Annotated in this window: 16 protein-coding genes; 5 read left to right on the forward strand and 11 right to left on the reverse strand. The window is 62.0% G+C overall.

Annotated features, from left to right (window positions below; genetic code table 11):
- Positions 1–111: 111 nt before the first annotated feature.
- On the reverse strand, positions 112–1,494 hold the full coding sequence (locus FLQ44_RS12460; RefSeq protein ID WP_170252965.1) for an MFS transporter: 1,383 nt from the start codon (positions 1,492–1,494) through the stop codon (positions 112–114).
- Positions 1,495–1,611: 117 nt separating this feature from the next.
- On the opposite strand from FLQ44_RS12460, the gene FLQ44_RS12465 reads away from it, so the two are divergent.
- From FLQ44_RS12465 to FLQ44_RS12475, 3 genes are all read left to right on the forward strand, one after another.
- A complete protein-coding gene (locus FLQ44_RS12465; protein WP_170252966.1) occupies positions 1,612–2,550 on the forward strand; it encodes a LysR family transcriptional regulator in 939 nt (312 codons plus the stop codon).
- Between the two features lie 158 nt (positions 2,551–2,708).
- Positions 2,709–3,521 (forward strand): MoaF C-terminal domain-containing protein, encoded by an 813-nt coding sequence (locus FLQ44_RS12470; RefSeq protein ID WP_147694639.1) that lies wholly within the window; start codon positions 2,709–2,711, stop codon positions 3,519–3,521.
- A gap of 44 nt (positions 3,522–3,565) precedes the next feature.
- On the forward strand, positions 3,566–4,354 hold the full coding sequence (locus FLQ44_RS12475) for an SDR family oxidoreductase (protein ID WP_147694640.1): 789 nt from the start codon (positions 3,566–3,568) through the stop codon (positions 4,352–4,354).
- A gap of 42 nt (positions 4,355–4,396) precedes the next feature.
- Here FLQ44_RS12475 and FLQ44_RS12480 read toward each other — a convergent pair whose 3' ends face one another.
- Positions 4,397–5,185 carry an SDR family NAD(P)-dependent oxidoreductase gene (locus FLQ44_RS12480; RefSeq protein ID WP_147694641.1) on the reverse strand — a complete coding sequence of 263 codons (789 nt, stop codon included), beginning with the start codon at positions 5,183–5,185 and terminating at the stop codon, positions 4,397–4,399.
- Between the two features lie 132 nt (positions 5,186–5,317).
- Between FLQ44_RS12480 and hpaR the strand changes: the two genes are divergently transcribed.
- Positions 5,318–5,815 (forward strand): homoprotocatechuate degradation operon regulator HpaR, encoded by a 498-nt coding sequence (gene hpaR / locus FLQ44_RS12485; protein WP_147694642.1) that lies wholly within the window; start codon positions 5,318–5,320, stop codon positions 5,813–5,815.
- A 73-nt stretch (positions 5,816–5,888) separates the two neighbouring features.
- On the opposite strand, the gene FLQ44_RS12490 is transcribed toward hpaR, so the two are convergent.
- The 5 genes from FLQ44_RS12490 to FLQ44_RS12510 form a co-directional block, all read right to left on the reverse strand.
- Positions 5,889–6,485, reverse strand: coding sequence for a DUF3156 family protein (locus FLQ44_RS12490; protein WP_147694643.1), 597 nt, complete (start codon positions 6,483–6,485; stop codon positions 5,889–5,891).
- Positions 6,466–7,977: an APC family permease gene (locus FLQ44_RS12495; RefSeq protein ID WP_147694644.1), complete on the reverse strand. Its 1,512-nt coding sequence runs from the start codon at positions 7,975–7,977 to the stop codon at positions 6,466–6,468. Before FLQ44_RS12495 ends, FLQ44_RS12490 begins: the two co-directional genes overlap by 20 nt.
- An 85-nt stretch (positions 7,978–8,062) precedes the next feature.
- Positions 8,063–8,773, reverse strand: coding sequence for a helix-turn-helix transcriptional regulator (locus FLQ44_RS12500; protein WP_147694645.1), 711 nt, complete (start codon positions 8,771–8,773; stop codon positions 8,063–8,065).
- 36 nt (positions 8,774–8,809) lie between these two features.
- On the reverse strand, positions 8,810–10,141 hold the full coding sequence (locus FLQ44_RS12505) for an aspartate aminotransferase family protein (protein WP_147694646.1): 1,332 nt from the start codon (positions 10,139–10,141) through the stop codon (positions 8,810–8,812).
- Positions 10,142–10,235: 94 nt separating this feature from the next.
- Positions 10,236–11,735, reverse strand: coding sequence for an aldehyde dehydrogenase family protein (locus FLQ44_RS12510; RefSeq protein ID WP_147694647.1), 1,500 nt, complete (start codon positions 11,733–11,735; stop codon positions 10,236–10,238).
- A gap of 498 nt (positions 11,736–12,233) precedes the next feature.
- On the opposite strand from FLQ44_RS12510, the gene FLQ44_RS12515 reads away from it, so the two are divergent.
- Positions 12,234–13,178 (forward strand): helix-turn-helix domain-containing protein, encoded by a 945-nt coding sequence (locus FLQ44_RS12515; protein ID WP_147694648.1) that lies wholly within the window; start codon positions 12,234–12,236, stop codon positions 13,176–13,178.
- 66 nt (positions 13,179–13,244) lie between these two features.
- On the opposite strand, the gene FLQ44_RS12520 is transcribed toward FLQ44_RS12515, so the two are convergent.
- The 4 genes from FLQ44_RS12520 to FLQ44_RS12535 all read right to left on the reverse strand — a co-directional run bounded on the left by FLQ44_RS12520 (position 13,245) and on the right by FLQ44_RS12535 (position 17,589).
- Complete coding sequence (locus tag FLQ44_RS12520) at positions 13,245–14,357, reverse strand: class II histone deacetylase (RefSeq protein WP_147694649.1); 1,113 nt, start codon at positions 14,355–14,357, stop codon at positions 13,245–13,247.
- Positions 14,358–14,378: 21 nt separating this feature from the next.
- On the reverse strand, positions 14,379–15,569 hold the full coding sequence (locus tag FLQ44_RS12525; RefSeq protein ID WP_206208863.1) for an MFS transporter: 1,191 nt from the start codon (positions 15,567–15,569) through the stop codon (positions 14,379–14,381).
- Between the two features lie 39 nt (positions 15,570–15,608).
- Entirely contained in the window at positions 15,609–16,484 is an 876-nt protein-coding gene (locus FLQ44_RS12530; protein ID WP_147694650.1) for a transporter, read from the reverse strand.
- A 118-nt stretch (positions 16,485–16,602) separates the two neighbouring features.
- A complete protein-coding gene (locus tag FLQ44_RS12535; protein ID WP_147694651.1) occupies positions 16,603–17,589 on the reverse strand; it encodes a helix-turn-helix transcriptional regulator in 987 nt (328 codons plus the stop codon).
- Positions 17,590–17,718: the final 129 nt, after the last annotated feature.

Genomic DNA, 17,718 nt, shown 5'->3' on the forward strand with positions numbered 1-17,718 from the left:
TCAACCTAGTAAATCTTGCGAGGCTCCAGAGGCATCAGAAAAAACTGGGGCAATTCAGATCAACTTGCAGGCAGAAAAGAGGCCGTCTTCACCACCAAACTTCATAAGCGTTCAAGCATTAGCCCGAACCTTGGTATCTAGCCGGTGACGCTGCCACGCCAATAGCCCCCCGCAGAGCAAAGCTACCACCGCCACCCCCGTAAATACTAAAGGCATAACCTGCTGTAACACCTGCGGCATAATCGGCAAGTGCTCGTTGGGCAGGCCTGCTAGCGCCTGCAAACACAAACCCGCCCACGATACCCCCAGCGCTCCCGCCAACTCGCGCAACATATTCTTGGCTTGATATGCTTGGCTGAATACCTGCTCTTCCACCCGGACAAAGGTCGTCGCCGCAGCCGTCCCCAGCAGGAAAGGCATGAATACGGCGTGACACAGCGTGCATGCCAGCAGCAAGACAACGATATTCTGAGACCCGGCACCAGCCAGCAAACTGCAAGCCGACGCCAGTGCCAGCATAGCCAGCAACACATAGCGAGCGGCATACGGCCAGCGTCGCATCAGCACAAAATGTAGCGCCACACAGGGGATCGCCAACAAGGTGCTACCACCCAGCAGTACGCCGGTCGTCAATACACTCAGTTGCAGACCATGCAGCAGATACAACGGCAGCAGGTAGGCCATGCCTGCCGCCAGCACATAACCACAACTGTAGGCCGCCATTCCCCACAGGTAATGGGCCGAGACAAAGCGGGCATACGGCAGCAACCCGCGCTGCCGGGGCGACTGCTGGTAGACATGGCCCAGCAATAGCACACAGCCGAGCATACCCAGCCCCCAGCTCAGCCCACCCGCCGCCAAAGGAACCTGTCGTACCTGCTCTAAAGCAAACAGCCACAGGGCAACGCCTGGCAGCAGCCACAGCAGGCCGGCAGCCGCCCCGCTACTGGGTTGACTATCGGCAACCGGCTCGTGGGCAGGCATGGCCCGGGTAAACCATAACGCCAGCAGGATCAAGGGCGCAGGCAGACAAAACAGCGCACGCCAACCCAGCCATTCCAGACAGACGGCCGCTAGCAAGGGCGCGCTGCCAGCCCCCAACATGATGCCCAGCGGCAGCAACAAGATGGCCTGCCCACGTGCCGGCCCCTGATAGTGCTGAATCTGCACCCGCGCAGCGGTAAACAATGCAGACGCTCCCAGCACCTGCAGCAGACGCCCAGCCAGTAAACCGTCAAAACCGTCGGCCAAGGCACAGCATACGGCGCCCAGAAACAACATCCCCAGAGACCACTGCAGGAAACGCCGGTACCCCAAGCGCTGCACGCACCAGCGATGCGCGGCAATCATCACGCAGCTCACGACGGCGCAGGCAGCCACCAGCTGGCCAAAGTCTGCCAACGTACCGCCACTACCCGCCAGGATGGCGCCTGCGCCAAACATCAGCATGACGTTCTGCAGGTAGTCCAGCATGGGCAGGAGCACAATTAGCACGTGATGGCGTGTCAGGTGACGGGGAAGCAGGTTAAACATGGCGATGGTGGTAACAGACAAAACACCATTATCGATGCCGGCTTATAATCGATGAAATCGATTAATAATATAGTACCCATGCACAATATCGATAACCATAGCCAGCTGCTACGGCTGGATCTCAACCTGCTGGTCGTGTTCGATGCCATGATGCAGGAGCGGCACGTCAGCCGCGCCGCTGCACGCCTCAGCATCGGCCAGCCAGCCATGAGCCATGCCCTGGGCCGCCTGCGCCGCCTGCTGGACGACCCGCTGTTTGTCAGGCAAGGCAACCGCATGCAAGCCACCCCGCGCGCGCTGGCACTGGCCCCGGCTGTGGCGAACTGGTTACAGGATGCGCGCAGCCTGCTAGCCCATGACGAAGTCCAGACGCCAGCACAGATGCAAGGCGTACTACGCATTGCCATGCCAGACGGACTCGAAACCCTGCTCTACCCGGCACTGCTGGCAAGGCTACGACAAGAAGCCCCTGGTCTGCTGCTGCGGGCTCAGCTACTGGAAATTGACCAGCAACTGCAAGCGCTGGACCGTCACGACGTGGACATGGTGCTTACCGCTGCCCCGCTGCAACTGCAGACCTGGCACGATCGTCAGTCACTAGGCCGGGCAGGCTTCAGCGCGGTGTACTCGCCGCAACAAGTCATGCTCCCCGCACAGCCTGAACTGTCGGCACTGGCCGCCGTACCACAACTGGCTAGCAGTTACCGCGGTACCGCCAGCGGTACCGTAGACCACTGGTTTGGCCAGCACGGCTTACAGCGTCGCATCGTGGCACAAGCGGCCAACCTCGGCACCATCGCCCAGACCTTGCAACAAACTGCGCTGCTATCGATCCAGCCTAGCCTCTACCTGCCGCTGCTACGCCAGCACGGCGAACTGGCTGCCATTACACTGCCCGACGACTTGTATATCGATATCGAACTGGTGTGGCACCGCCGCAACCAGCAACACCCGCCACTGCGCTATCTGCGCGAGCTGGTGGCAGCAGGAGTAAGCAGCCTGTCGCTTGCGACCTGAGCTTTGGTCTGCTGTAGATGGCATAGCAGATATGGTGCACCTGATATCAGGTGACGTTCCCGTGACCTCATCCCTCTGGCTGATACGCGCGCTAGCTGCGTCTCACTACATTGCGACCATCACCTGTCTGATGGTGACCCCTCGTAATGGAGACGCTCATGGATCAACCCGTATTCATTCAGGTCGGTGCGCTTGCCGACGGTTTTGCCCCCGCCAACCACACACTGCCTGCCTGCAACGAGCTCGCCGGCCGGCAGTTCCAGTTGCATGACGACACCGGTCGTGTCGCAGTACTCACTCTCAGCCAGCATGACGCACTGCAGCTGACGCAAGGCGACGTTACGCTGCACGCCCGCTGCCGTGTCACCTCGCTGCGGCCGCAGTGCTATCTGATTGATGGTTTACCGCAAGAAAACAGCCGGTCCTCGCTCAGCCTGGTGCTGGACCTTGCCCACGGCCTGTTTACCCGCATCGACGGCCAATTGCCTGACGAAGCAACAACCCGTATCGACCCGTTCCGGCGTGTGGCGCAAGGGCTGCCGCTGACGGCGGTGGAGGCTGTGATCACCCACGGCACGATAGATCGCCCGGTACAGGCTGGCGAGCGCCTACATCACCCAACCGATGAGCTGATCGGCATGCGCAACCTGTACCGCTACAGCCAGACGGAGTGCTACGAACACATTTACTTGAATAGCCACTTCTATGCGTGGCAATGCCTGCAGGGCGTGGAGCAGGGGCTGGCCGATGTTGACCGCTGCTATTACGTGAAACTGGCTGATGCGCTGTACCTGTTCGTGTGGTGCGAAAAGATTGTGCCGACACTGGGCGTGGTGCTGATCGACCTGGCTCAGGGCAAGACCGACGGCAAGATTGTCGGCTACCAGAGCGGTGACTTCAGCGCGCTGTCCAACTTTGCAGTCGGCGCCCAGGCCCAGGTGCTGAACACCACCCGCCATCCGCTAGCCTGATCAATACGGGCAGCCCGCTAGCGGCTGCCCGTGCGGGAGACCTCATGCTTACCCCCTCTTACGTTCCCGACTTTGACCAGCATATTGTGCTGGTCACCGGCGGCGCACAGGGTATTGGCCTGGCGCTGTGCCGCGCCTTTGCCGCCCACGGTGCCCACGTCATCATTGCCGATCGCCAGGCGGAGCAGGCCGAAGCAGCCGCGCAGCAACTGCAAGCAGACGGTGGGCGGGCACAAGCCTGGCCCATCGACCTGGCAGACCCCGACGCCATCCGGCAGATGATGCTGGCCATCGGCCAGCAGCATGGCCGGCTGGATATCCTGCTGCACAATGCCGCCTACTTTCCGCTGACGCCGCTGGCCGAGATCAGTGAAGCCGTGCTTTCGCGCACCTTGGCCGTCAATCTGTCAGCGCTGTTCTGGCTAACCCAGGCAGCCCTGCCCTGGCTACCCAAACCCGGCGGGCGCATTCTGGCTACCTCATCGGTCACCGGCCCACGGGTGGCCTACCCGGGGCTAGCGCATTACGCGGCGTCAAAAGCTGGCGTCAATGGCTTCATCCGTGCCGCCGCACTGGAGCTGGCGCCTAGCGGCATTACCGTCAACGGGGTGGAGCCGGGCATGATCCGCACGCCAGCCATGGCCAATCTGGGGGATGATGCGATCAACGACAATATCGCCCGCGCTATCCCGCTGGGCAGGCTGGGCGAGGCGGCGGATATTGCGGCAGCCATGCTGTTTCTGGCATCCGGTGCGGCCAACTACATCACCGGGCAAACCATCGTGGTGGACGGCGGCGCCACCCTGCCGGAGTCCTCGGTCGTTAGCTTGTAAGCGAAGCAGGCCGGTAGCCTCGCTACCGGCCTACCGGCTGACTTAGATGCGCGTAAATGCCAGGGTGGGAACATCCACGATGCTGGCGCCGCCATCGGCCACAATGCTGGCACCCGTCAGGATGGCCGCCTCGTCCGACATCAGGAAGCGACAAATACTGGCAATCTCGTGCGCTTCTGCCGGCCGCCGCAACGGCACGTCAGCGGTGACACGCTGGTAAGCCTGATCGAGGCTATCGCCGTAATGCGCCATCAACGGCTGCATCTCTTCATCTGCCATCGGTGTACGTACCCAGCCCGGGCACACGGCGTTCACCCGGACACCATCAGGGCCGACATCACGGGCCAGTGACCGCATCAGTCCCAGCAGGCCATGCTTGGCGGTGGTGTAACCGCACACACCCGGCCCTGCTGCCAGCGAGGCGATCGATGCCAGTAGCACGATGCTGCCACGGCGTTGCTTCAAGGCCGGCAGGCAGGCTCGGGCACTGGCAAAGGCAGTGCCAAGGTTGGCCGCCATCGCTTGCTGCCATTGCGCGTCATCCGTCTGCAAGATGTCACCCTGCCCCATACCGCCAGCGCAGGCCACTAAACCGTCAATCGCACCGTAATGCTGCAGGATGCTGGCCAGCATGCGCTGCCAGTCGTCGCTGCTGGCGGCATCACCAGCCAGTGTCAGGCCGCCAGTCTCCGCAGCCACGGCCTCCAGCATTGCGGCACGGCGGCCAATCAATACCAGCCGGGCCCCCTCGGCAGCCAAACGGCGGGCACACGCCTGACCAATACCGGTACCGGCGCCGGTAATCACGATGATCTTGTTGCGAAACGACATGGCAATCTCCTGGTGGGAAAAACTCAGTCTGCCTTGCCCCGCGGCCCTGCCCCATCCACCGGAGGGATGAGGTGCTGCCAGCCAGCATGTGAAATGTTAAGATATTCATCATTCAGACTTCAGACTTGCCTCATGGACCAGCATCTCCCGCATCAGCATCGTCTCCCCCAGCACCTGTTGCGCGCCCGCGAGGCCGTCATGGCGTACTTCCGGCCACTCTTGAACGGTTTTGGCCTGACCGAACAACAGTGGCGCATCATGCGTCTGCTGGACGACCGCGGTGAAATGGAAGCCGGCATGGTGGCAGACCTGGCCTGCATCCTGTCACCCAGCCTCACCGGCATTCTGGTACGCATGGAAAAGGCCGGGTTGATTCATCGCCGTAAAGACAAAACCGATAGCCGCCGCCTGATCGTGTCGCTATCCGACAGCGGCCGCGCGCTGACGCACCAGATTTCGCCGCTATCCGCCGCCTGCTACCAGCAGATCGAGCAGCACTTTGGCGAGGCCAAACTGAGCCAACTGCTGCAACTGCTGGCCGAGCTGGAGCAGCTGCCGGCACCGGGCCAGGTCAGCGAGACTGCCGACAGCGACGGCGAGAACGAAGACTACAACACACCCGACGCGTAGCTGGGCCGAGACGTAACAAAGCACAAGGGCGCCTATGGCGCCCTTGTGCTTTGTCGGGAAAAATCCGCGGGACTCATGCGGCCAACAAGGTGCGGCACACCTGCAGGCTGCTCAGCATGGCAGTACGCTGCTCACTAACCAGCCGGATGTAACGGCGCATCGGTGGCAGCGTAGTCACCAGCTCGCTGGCACCAAAGTGCTCGATACACAGCTGCCAGCACCCTTCCGCCAGATACAGCTCACAGCGACGAAAATCCAGCGGCAGCAAGGCACGGATCACCAGCGGGTCGGTCTCCAGGCGGCGAGCGATGGCAAGCAACGCCTCATCCCGGCTGCCTTCGACGGTGCAGGCAATGCCCTGCCGCCGCAACGTTCCGGTATGCCGAATCACCACCCGTGCCGGGGGCAGTGCTGCCAGCGTGGAGGACACAGGCACCAGCAGCCGGAACTCGCAGCACACGGTGTGGGCCAGGAACATCGACTCGACACGCTCCTGTACCGTGAAATGCAGGCCGTCGCCCACCGTGCACGTCATCGAGCTGTCGTCCTGCGTCGTGCACACCGCCCCCGCCAACGCCAGCTCCGGCTGCAGCCTGGCCAGCGTGGCACCGGCGCGGTATGCACGAGGCGGGCGCGGGCGGCGCCAGCGCTCAGCCCAGCGAGGCCACACGCTTCATTTCCTCATCGATCAGCGACTCATGGCCGGCCGCCTTGCCGAACTCTTCTTCCAGCAAGACTTCGATTTCTACCGGGCGGAAAGGGTTAACCTTCTGCACAAACACGGTCCACACCAGGGCGTACACCGCAGTCAGGCCCAGCATCACACCAAACGGTACGTAAATGTCGCGGCTGTTCATGCCCGGCGGGGTGATGAACCAGATAGCGATGATGATGCCGACACTGGACACGATCTGCGGCAGCGGAAACCACGGCGAACGGTAGGCGCGCGGAAAGTCCGGGCGGCGGATACGCAACATCACCACCGAGATGTTCACCAGCAGGTAAGCCACGCCCCAGGCACACACGGCGGCCAGTACCAGCGGCATGATGCGGTCCAGATTGCCCTGGATGTACCAAGCGTGTGCACACGGGATGATGACGGCCACCAGGATGCCCACCAGCGGGGTCTTGAAACGCGGATGCAAGTAAGTGAATGCACGGGGTAGCGCACCATCTAGCGCCATGCCGTACAGGATGCGCGGCAAGGCGGCGATCAGCGTGTTGATGGTGGCGGCACCGGCAAACAGTAAGCCGATACCCAGCCAGATCTTGCCGAACGGGCCCATCACTTGCTCGGCAAACGCCGGAATGGCCATCGGGGTATCCAGCAGGTGAGGGCCTTGCGGGTTATTCGGGTCCATCGGCACGTTGGCCACCTGATGCACCATGGCAGCACCATACAAGAACATGGTGCTGGCCACGCCGGTCAGACCCAGCTTGGCGGCCAGCGGAATATTGCGGCTGGCACGTTTCAGCTCTGGCGCCAGCGGTGTCACCAGCTCGAAACCGACAAACATGAACATGGCCATGCCGATCAGACTCAGCACACCAGTGGGGTCAGACAGGTCCAGCGGGCTGCCGAACCAGCCTTCAAAATGCACCGCCGGCGCTTTCATCAGGCCGATGACACCGAAGATGGTCAGCGTGGCCCACATCACGAAGGTCAGGATGATTTCGGCCTTGCCGAAGATGGTGATGCCTAGTGAATTAAGCACGCCAAACAAGATCACCAGCCCTACCCCCACCAGCCATGAATAGCCACTGCTTTCCATCATGGTGTTCAGGTGCTCGAAATTCACCAGCGCCATGACCCCGGAAAGAATGGTCTCGGCCGTACCGGCAAACACATGTACCAGTAAATAGGCCGAAATGGTGCCGGTAATGGCAAAAAAACGACCCATGCCACAGGAGATATAGTCGTATACCGCACCCGAAGTCGGCAACATGGAAGCCGCCTCGGAAAATGTGGTGGCCTGTGCCTGCATCATCACCCAGGCTATCACCATGGCTAGCGCGAAGGTACTACCGCCGATACCAAAGCCACTGGTAGCGGTCAGGATCACCGGGCTGGCCATGATGACACCGACCGAACTGGCCAGCGCTACCGGAAAGCCCACCACCCCCTGATCGAGGTAGCGACTCAGTTTCTGCTGAATGCTCATTGTTGGGACTCCTTTGATGTTCTCGCTTTGTAGCCGGCACCCTGTATTGGGTTTTGTCGCGGGGCCGGTTGTCACTAGGTCCAGTCTAGATGACCAGGCCGGGCGCCATACTGTCCGGCAGCCGCTCAAACAGGCAGCGTGTCAGGGCAGTACGGTTGTTTACGCCAAACTTGCGGTAGAGGTGCTGCAGGTGGGTCTTCACCGTAGGCACGCCCATGTCCAGCAAGCGGGCAATGGTTTTGTTACTGGCACCATCACGCAACAGCAGTGCCACATCTTGCTCCCTGGAGGTCAAGGCAACCTCACTGGCCAGTAGCGGATCGGCCAGAGGCAGGTGGCTGCCGGCGGCCAGCTCCAGCAAACCGTGCAGATGCTGCAAGGTCAGCACTTCCTGCCCGGTAAAGCTGCCCAGCGCTTCGTCGCGGATCAGGGAAAACCCCGCCACCACGCGCCCGCCACGCCGGATGAACAGCTCCACCACATCGTGCATACCGTGCCGCGCCATGAAGCGGCCGTAATGCGACTGCTGCAGACGGCCAGCCGGCAACGCTTCGCTGACCGGCATCACCGTGGTATCGGGGCCAAAGCGTACCGGCAACAGCGGGTCATGCTGCTGGTAATGCGCGAGATAGTGCTGATGGGTGCCACCCGGCATGCCCTGCAGCAGGTAGTGACGTGGCTGCTGGCAGGCGTCCACCTGGTAAAAGGCGCACGCACTCACCGGCACCAGGCCGGTGAGGCTGCTCATGCTACAACGGGCATAGTGGGCCACGACGGCAGAAACGGTAGAGGTCATGGTCACGGCTCCGTCAGGCAGTGCGGCGTTGCGCGATCAAGCGCCGGCGAAACCGGCATCCAGTGCCGAGACGATGGCGTCCAGCTGGGGCTGCTGGATGACCAGCGGAGGCGACAGGATGATCTTGGTGCCCACCGGGCGCACCAGTACTCCGTTTTCGCGGGCGATTTCTGCCACGCGGTTGGCGTAGCCACCCATCGGGTCTACCGGCTCGCGGGTGGCTTTGTCCACCACCAGATCCAGCGCCACCATCAGGCCTTTGCCACGCACTTCGCCCACGGCTGCGTACTTGTCGACAAACGGTTTCAGCTTGGCCAGCAGGTACTCACCTTGTGCAGCGGAGTTGCCCGGCAGGTTCTCGTCGCGCACGATCTTCAGGTTGGCGATGGCGGCCGCGCAGGCAACCGGATGGCCGGAGTAGGTGTAACCGTGCATGATGGCGCCGCCAAAATCGGCATTAGCAGCAAAGGCGTCGGCCACACGCTGGTTGACCACGGTGGCACCCAGCGGCACGTAGCCGGAGGAAATGCCCTTGGCCAGACACATGATGTCCGGTGCGACGCCCCACAGGCGGCTGCCGAACATGGAGCCGGAGCGGCCAAAGCCGGTAACGATTTCATCCGCAATCAGCAACACGCCGTATTTGTCACACACCTGGCGGATCAGCGGCCAGTAGGTGGCCGGCGGCACAATCACGCCACCGGCGCCCTGGATCGGCTCGGCGATGAAAGCAGCAACCGTATCCGGGCTCTGGAACAGGATTTCGCGCTCCAGCATCTGGGCACAGATTTCAGCCAGCTCTTGCGGGTCTTCGGTAAACGGGTTGCGGTAGGTCCACGGCGTTTCCACATGGAAGCAGCCCGGCAGCATCGGCTCGTAATTGCGGCGGAAAACAGTGTTGCCGTTTACGGAGGCACCACCGAAATGGGTACCGTGGTAGCCCTGCTTCAGCGAGATGAACTTGGTGCGGTCCGGTTGGCCTTTCACGCGCCAGTACTGGCGAGCCAGCTTCAGTGCGGTTTCTACGGCATCGGAGCCCCCGCTACTGAAAGCCACACGGGCCATGCCTTCCGGCTTCAACATGTCGATGATGGTGGCAGACAGCTCTTCGGCGCGCGGGTGGCTGATGCCGTCGAACAGCTGGAAGTACTCCAGCTCGTCCAGCTGGTTGACGATGGCTTGCTTGATCTCCGGGCGGTTGTGGCCAACGTTTACGTTCCACAGGCCGGCAACACCGTCTACCAGTTGGTGGCCCTTGTCGTCGTACACGTAGCAACCGTCACCACGCACAATGCGGATGGGTTCGCGGCGCTGCATCTCGTTGGGGTGCAGCATGGGGTGCCAGAAGCGGGCTTGATCGTAAGACATGGCAAGACTCCTTCAAAAAAAGTGGCCGGCGGTCGCGGCGTAAACGTAGGATGCAGCCCGGCGGGCCGGCAGCCGGCCAGGCGAATGACAGGGATTAGTGGGCGATGCACACCGACTTGAGTTCGGTAAAGCTCTCCAGCGCGGCACGGCCGAATTCGCGGCCAACCCCGGACTGTTTGTGGCCACCGAACGGCATGTTCGGGTCCAGCGGAATGTGGCTGTTGACCCACACCGTGCCGGCCTGGATTTTCGGCACCACGTTCATCACCAGCGACAGGTCATTGCTCCACACGCTTGCGGCCAGGCCATAAGGCGTGTCGTTGGCCAGATGTACGGCTTCTTCCATGCTGTCGAACGGCATGGCAACCAGTACCGGCCCGAAGATTTCCTCGCGCACCACAGTACTGCGGTGATCGACGTTGCTCAGCACGGTCGGCTGCACGAAGTAGCCCGGCAGGTCGGCAGCCTGGCCACCGGACAGCACCCGAGCCCCTTCAGCACGGGCAATATCGATGTAACGGCACACTGACTGTTGCTGGCGCGCAGAGACCAGCGGGTTGATCTGGGCGTTCAGGTCCATACCTGCACCGATGGTCATGCTGCTGGCTGCAGCGGCCAACCCTTCTACGACCTGGTCAAACTTGCTGCGATGGATGTAAATGCGCGAAGCAGCAGCACAGACCTGCCCCTGATTGAGGAAGCCGCCCATCATCGCGCCCTGGATGGCCTTGTCTACGTCCACATCGCCAAACACCAGCATCGGGTTCTTGCCACCCAGCTCCAGCGAGAAGCGCGCCATGTTGTCGAGTGCGGCATGGCCGACGGTCTTGCCGACTTCGGTAGAGCCGGTAAAGGTCACCTTGCTCACCAGCGGATGGCTGGCCAGCGCCTGGCCTGCACGGCTGCCCCGGCCAGTCAGCACGTTGACCACGCCCGGCGGAATGCCGGCTTCCAGCGCCAGCTCCCCCAGACGCAAGGCGGTCAGCGGGGTTTCGGTGGAGGGTTTCAATACGATGGTGCAGCCAGCAGCCAGGGCGGGAATCAGCTTCCAGATGGCAATCATCAGCGGGAAATTCCACGGCACGATGCCGGCCACCACGCCCACCGGCTCACGACGGGTGTAGGCGGTGTAACGGGCACCCTGCGGTACCGGAATCGATACGTCCATGGTTTCGCCGGTGATCTTGGTCGCCCAGCCGGCCATGTAACGTACGTATTCAATGGCGGCCCCTACCTCGATGGCGCGGGAGATATGGATGGACTTGCCCTGGTTCAGGGTTTCCAGCTGCGCCAGCTCTTCGGCATGCGCTTCCAGCACATCGGCCAGTTTGAGCAGGATGCGTTCGCGGTCGGCAGGACGCAGGCCCGACCAGGCCCCGGAGGTAAAGGCGCGATGGGCGCTGGCTACCACGGCATCCACATCGGCAGCATCGGCATCGGCCACGCTGGCAATCACCTGCCCGGTTGCCGGGTTGCGTACCTCGATACGGCCGCCCGCTGCGGCGGCAACCGATGCCCCATCCACCAACAGCCCATGTTCCTTGCGCAGGAAGGCATTCACCTCGTCCAGCACGGGTACCAGGTTCTGATCCATCCTCGTTCTCCTCATTGAAATTGACGCAACCCCGTCATCACGGGTTGGCCGCATCACCCAGCGGTGCATCCTGCACCCACGCCAGGTATCCAGCGCGGCCTTGACGTATATCAATGTACTCGGTGCATTTGCCGCGGCTTATCCCAAATCGGCAAACCCTGCGCCCGGCCCAAAATGGCCGTGACATCAGGGTTTCCGGCCTCCTGCGCGGCCAACTGTCGCGCCACTGTCACACTGCTGACATCGTCATCAAGCCTTACCGCAATTGGCTTGCACACTGTCCGACAAGCAAATAGATAATATGTTAACTATTTTTTTCATTGCACCCCGGCTTTCACGGTGACGAGGCGCAGTCGCTACGGGATACTGGCTTGTCGGCAAACGGCAATGCCGGGTAAAACCGGTCCGGCAGACAGTCGCCCTCCACCGGTGCCTAGGTGGCAAAACCAGAAAAACGACAGCGCTGCTGCCGAAACAGACACACAGGATGCTCACACCATGCAGGCCCATCACCACTATTTCAGCGATGCCCAGCAGCATGCTGCCTCACTGGCCGACTGGAACCAAGTCTACGACCAGATTACGGCCGGACGCTTTCACAGCTCGCTGCAACGGTTGAATACCGACCAGCTGGATATCTTCCGGGAGACCATCAACCAGCGCGTGGTGCAGCATGGTCAGGCGCCGGCAGACATGGTGCACTTTGCCGTGCCGCTGAGCCTGTCGGTGCCGCTGTCGCTGCAAGGGTGTCAGGTCGGCGACAACGCGGTAATGGCCTTGCGCAGTAATGAAGAATTCGTGTTCCACGTACCACCGCAGGTGGATTCATTGCAGATTTCCATCCGCAACAGCGATCTGGAAACCCTGGCGCCCGAGCTTTGGCAACGGCTCAGCCGCCACCGCCAGCGTCTGCCGGTACTGCAAACCAGCCCGCAGCAGCTGCAAACCGCGCGCGTGCTGCTGCTCAATGCCTTCGAACAAGCACTGCACAATGCTGACTTGCTCAATTTTGCCGGCAGCCAAAAACTGATCCAGCACCAGTTCATCAGCCTGCTGCTGGACCTGCTGCATGACGTGGCACCAGACGAACGCCCCAATCTCACCCACGCCACCCATAGCGACATCGTGCGCCGCAGTCAGGCCATCGTGCAGCGCAGCCCGGACGAACCGGTGACCGTACTGGACCTGTGCCAGCAGCTGCGTGTCAGTCGCCGAACCCTGCAAAACAGTTTTCAGCTGATTACCGGCACCACGCCGGTGGATTACCTGCGTTCCATCCGCCTGAACGGCGTACGCCGCATGCTGCAAGCGGCACCGGCGCAGAACAGCGTGCGTGAAGCTGCTGGCCACTGGGGCTTTTACCATCTGGGCCATTTTTCGCGAGACTACCGCAAGCTATTTGACGAACTGCCATCGGAAACCCGCAGCCGCGCCCTCGCCTGAGCCCTGACAGACCATCAAAAAACGCCGTTCCCCCCAAGGAAACGGCGTTTTCTCTACCCCCTGACGTCAGAGACCGTAGCTAACGGCCATCTCGTCCAACAGCTGACGCTGTAGCACCTGCATCGCGGCCACCGGCTGCTGCAGCCGGATAAAATCCAGCAGTGGGTCCGCCACCGCCGTCCGCACCCCGGACAACGCCTCCAGTACGGCCAGACCGCAAAACGGGACATAGGCTTCCGCATACCCACCCTCGTGCACCAGTACCAGCTTGCCATCAGCGTACTGTTCGGCGGCCTCACGCGTCAGCTCTGTCATCATGCGGAAGGTATCGCTGTGTGCCAGCATGCGTGCCAGTGGGTCCACACCGTTGGCGTCATAGCCGCAGGCCACCACAATCAGCTCCGGCTGGAAGCGCGCCAGCGCCGGTAGCACGATGCGCGTCATCGCATACTGGTAGGCGTCATGGCCACCGCCCGGCAGCAGCGGCACATTGAGGTTAGCGCCCAGCCCTTCACCAGCCCCCCGGTCCTCAACCCCGCCATAGCCCGGCGGGAAGCAGCCATCCTGATGCAGAGAGATCGTGAGCACATCGCCGCGCTCGTAAAAGATGCTCTGCGTGCCGTTACCGTGGTGCACATCCCAATCCAGGATGGCGACCCGTTTCACCCCGTACTGTTGCCTCGCTGCTTCCACCGCGATAGCGATATTGGACAAGAAGCAAAACCCCATCGCCTGATCCCGCAGACAATGATGGCCGGGTGGGCGTGACAACGCATAGGCGTTGTCCAACTCGCCGCTCATCACGGCAGACACGGCGGCCAGCGCCAGCCCCGCAGACAGACACGCAATTTCGTAACTGCCGGGTCCAATCGGAGCGTGGTCACCCAATTCCCCGCCGCCGGCATCGCTCAGCGCCTTGAAACGCGCCAGATACTCGGCAGGGTGCACGCGTAACAGTTGTTCGGTCGTGGCAGCCGGCGCCGAGCGTTGCACCAGGCTGTGCCCCAAGCCGGAGATGTCCATCAGGTTCTTCAGGCGGCGCTTGCTCTCGGGCGACTCGGCATGGCCTGCCCCGGAAGGCGGTTGTACCCAGCCGCCAACCGGCAGGGTGAGGGCATGCTGGCCGGCGCTGTGCCAGAAGCAAAGCTCGTCAAAATAGAAACCGGTACGTCGAGACATGACATGTACTCCAGAATAGGGTTAGACACGGGTACGACGCTGTAACCACAGCATCATGCCCAGCGACACAGCCGCCATGGCCACCGCCAGTTGCAACAGCAACTGAAAGCTGCCACCGTTGGCCGCAATGATCTGGCCGGCCACCGCGGGCCCGATCGCCAGACCTGCGCCGATCACCAGATTGATGGCACTCATCATCCGGCCCCCACGATCCAGATGGGCAAGACTGGCCAGAATGAATGGCAACACAAAGGTCCAGGCAAACTTGAACAGGAAGGTCGCCACCGTAAAGCGCGGCATGGCGGGCTGCCACAGCAGCAACAGGATGGCCGCCATCATCATCAGGTAGCCGGCCAGCAGCACATGCACGCGGCGGATGCGCTGGCCGAGTAGCGCCGCACACACCGCGCCAACGACGCCCAGCAAGGTCGCCATGGCGAGAATGTTGCCGCTTTGCTGAGCATCGATACCAGCCTGGCTAGCCAGGCCTCCGGCAAAGGTCCAGACGCCGCTCAGACTGATGTAAAAACTCAGTACGGCGGCACAACCCAGCACCTGCCAGCGGCGATCACCACCGACCTCAGGGGTAGCCTGTGGCTGTGACGAACGCTGCGGTGACGCACCGGTTGGCAGGTAGCGGGCTAGCGGCAGGCACAGCACCATCAAGCCGGCCAAGCCGGCATAGCAGGCTGCAATACCGTAGCGTGCGGACAGCGCCGGCAGCAGAATCAGGCCGAGGGCACCCAACACCAGTTGCCCCATCACCCAAAGGCTGTACACGCGATCCGGATTGCGCGTCTGCGCCGCCGCCGACATACACAGCACCATCAGCGAGCCCCCCGCCAGCGCACTAAGGAAGCGGCAAACCAACAAGCCGGTGTAGGACGCCACCATCAACGATGCCAGGTTGGCCGCAATAAACCCCAGCCCCGCCACCAGCGTGGCACGCTGCCAATGGCTACGCGGCAGCCAGTACCAGGCTGGCAGCGAGGCCAGACTCATGGCCCCCAGCTCTGCAGCAAACAAGTTGCCAATAGCCACTGGCCCCCAGCCAAACTGCAGGGCTAACTGCCCCGCCACGGCCGGCGCCATCAGCAGTACCGCAGGCACCACCGCGGCAAAGGCCACAATAGCCAGTAACAAACCGCGTTCTGAGTCCGCTATACGCTGGCCCGGTACGGGTGACACCGCTGCCTGAGAAAAGTCACTCATCGGGATTTCCTTCATCAAAAAGTCGGCATATGCCTGCCCTTAATAGGCGTGGACGAAACGCAGCATGGCTTGGCTGCCGTGGAAGGTGTTTTCGGACTGGACGTTCTTGCCCACGCTGACCATCAGTTGGTTCTGGCGGTCTAGCGCATGCCCCAGCTCCAGGCCCAGCTGGGTGTAACGCTGGCGGGTACCGGCCAACGGGTTGCCGTTATAGGACAACTCGCCACCCCGGGCGTGATAGACACGCAGGGCACCGTAGGTCGCCGCGGTAAAGTCGTAGGAAGCAAACGCCTGCAGCCGGTACAAGGGCTTTTGCTTAAGGGTGGCACCGTCGTAATCGTCGTTGCGGCCAAACAACTGGGCCTCCAGCGACGACTCCAGCACCCATTGGCGGCCAACCCCGCGGGTGTAGTTGAGAAGGAAGGTAGCCCCCCAGCGGTTGGCCCCCGGCGAAACATCGGGCTGCTTGCGGTCATAGTGCCCCACCGGCAAGGTCACCAGCGTCAGCAAACCGCCGTACTCACGCTGGGATAGGTTGTTGACGTAAAACAGCGTGCCACCCACTTGCGGGTCTGCCAGGCCGCGTTGCGATTGCGCTTGCGTCCGGCCGGGCAGCTTGGCCTCGATATCGGCCAGCGGCACGATGAACTGCGGCGTGCACAAAGTGCCGCAGGCGTCGGTAAACAGCACGTGGCGATACACCAGCGCCCGTGTGTCCAGCGAGGCAGACCGGTCATCGCCCCCCTGCCCGTTGAAGCGGTTGGCGGTGGTTGTCGGCAGATAAAGCAAGCCAAGCTGGGTGCCGCTAGGGGCGGCAAAAAAGTCGCGTGCATTGGTATCTGCAGCCATCAGGGGCAGTGGACTGCCGGCAGCCAGACAGACGGCAAAGCCGAGAAAACGACGAGAACGAGACATGTGTGACTCCTGTGTAGTGAGTTTGTTATGGGCAAAGCTCCGCCCTCAGGCCTAACAGCGCCTTATGGCAGGATGGGGTCAACCTCGCCGCCCGATCGGCGGACGAGACAGAGACGGCTTAGGACATCGGTGGTGTCTGGTGCAGCAAGTGGGCAATGCCCGCTTTGCCACTGATGCCGAGCTTGGTGTAAATGGAACGGATGTGATGGCGGACGGTATGAGGTGACATGCCAAGCTGGCGGGCAATTTCCTTGTAGGTTCCCCCTTGGCCAAACAGGCGGGCAACGTCGCTCTCACGGGAAGACAGCTGCGCCATCGCGCAGCGGAAGCGGGCTGTCAGCAAATACAGATCGTTGATCTGCCGAGCCTCGATCTGCAGCCGGCGCCCGAGGTAACCCTGCGGCCGCACGCTGGCCGGCAATGCCGGGCCGGACCACTCGGGCCACTCTGTGAGCAACAGGTCCACAAAAGCCGGCTCGGCGCTTTGCAATACGCCCATGCCGTCACATACGGCCAATGCCAGGCGCTGCTCCTGGCTATCGAGCGACAGCCGCAGCGTTTGCAAGGTACGAAACTGGTTAAGCGATACCGCCGCCGCCAGGTGCGGCATCAGGCACGCCAGCAGCTCGCACTCCGCGGGTGTAAACGCCGCCGCGCCGGGGCGGCGATACAACGCCAGATGGTCACTGAGCTGGGTAACGCCATCGGTGCAGATTACGCATAACAGCTCGCCGATATCATGACGCTGCCCCAGCCAGCGCAGCCCGTCAGTCGCATCCGGGGCCTGCATATTCACCACCACGGCCATACCCGGCTTGGCATGTACGCGGGCAACGGTGACATCCTGATGGCGAATGGCCTTCCAGTCGTCTACGTACGATTCCGGCAGGCCAAACAGGAACGAGCTGTGCTCATGTGGCCCGCCCTCACCCTGTGCTGCCCGTCCCCACCATGCTTTGTCAAAAGGCAGCATCGGTCGCAAGCACTCCAGCACCGTCTGGTGGAAGCGCGACAGCGACTCCTCGCGCGCCAGTCGGTAGATTTCCAGCAGAACCGCACTGAGTGCGGCCAGACTGCAGGTTGAAGCCATACCAGCGTGTTGCATGATGGGTCTCCTTGCGATGCGGCGTGTGGGGGTACGATAGCCTGCTTTTTTTGTCTTGCCTCTTAGGGGCTGAATCGAGTGTGACGCAGGCCGGGTACCGCCACCATCCTTCAGATGAGGGATAAGAAC

Origin of the sequence: Vogesella mureinivorans (assembly GCF_007644035.1) — a bacterium.
GTDB lineage: Bacteria > Pseudomonadota > Gammaproteobacteria > Burkholderiales > Chromobacteriaceae > Vogesella > Vogesella mureinivorans.

Excerpts from the sequence above, each read along its gene's own strand:
- FLQ44_RS12495 (WP_147694644.1), bottom strand. The coding sequence starts at position 7,977 with ATGAGCATTCAGCAGAAACTGAGTCGCTACCTCGATCAGGGGGTGGTG.
- FLQ44_RS12535 (WP_147694651.1), bottom strand. The coding sequence starts at position 17,589 with ATGCAACACGCTGGTATGGCTTCAACCTGCAGTCTGGCCGCACTCAGT.
- FLQ44_RS12465 (WP_170252966.1), top strand. The coding sequence starts at position 1,612 with ATGCACAATATCGATAACCATAGCCAGCTGCTACGGCTGGATCTCAAC.
- FLQ44_RS12500 (WP_147694645.1), bottom strand. The coding sequence starts at position 8,773 with ATGACCTCTACCGTTTCTGCCGTCGTGGCCCACTATGCCCGTTGTAGC.
- FLQ44_RS12520 (WP_147694649.1), bottom strand. The coding sequence starts at position 14,357 with ATGTCTCGACGTACCGGTTTCTATTTTGACGAGCTTTGCTTCTGGCAC.
- hpaR (WP_147694642.1), top strand. The coding sequence starts at position 5,318 with ATGGACCAGCATCTCCCGCATCAGCATCGTCTCCCCCAGCACCTGTTG.
- FLQ44_RS12515 (WP_147694648.1), top strand. The coding sequence starts at position 12,234 with ATGCAGGCCCATCACCACTATTTCAGCGATGCCCAGCAGCATGCTGCC.
- FLQ44_RS12475 (WP_147694640.1), top strand. The coding sequence starts at position 3,566 with ATGCTTACCCCCTCTTACGTTCCCGACTTTGACCAGCATATTGTGCTG.
- FLQ44_RS12525 (WP_206208863.1), bottom strand. The coding sequence starts at position 15,569 with ATGAGTGACTTTTCTCAGGCAGCGGTGTCACCCGTACCGGGCCAGCGT.
- FLQ44_RS12480 (WP_147694641.1), bottom strand. The coding sequence starts at position 5,185 with ATGTCGTTTCGCAACAAGATCATCGTGATTACCGGCGCCGGTACCGGT.
- FLQ44_RS12530 (WP_147694650.1), bottom strand. The coding sequence starts at position 16,484 with ATGTCTCGTTCTCGTCGTTTTCTCGGCTTTGCCGTCTGTCTGGCTGCC.
- FLQ44_RS12470 (WP_147694639.1), top strand. The coding sequence starts at position 2,709 with ATGGATCAACCCGTATTCATTCAGGTCGGTGCGCTTGCCGACGGTTTT.
- FLQ44_RS12505 (WP_147694646.1), bottom strand. The coding sequence starts at position 10,141 with ATGTCTTACGATCAAGCCCGCTTCTGGCACCCCATGCTGCACCCCAAC.
- FLQ44_RS12510 (WP_147694647.1), bottom strand. The coding sequence starts at position 11,735 with ATGGATCAGAACCTGGTACCCGTGCTGGACGAGGTGAATGCCTTCCTG.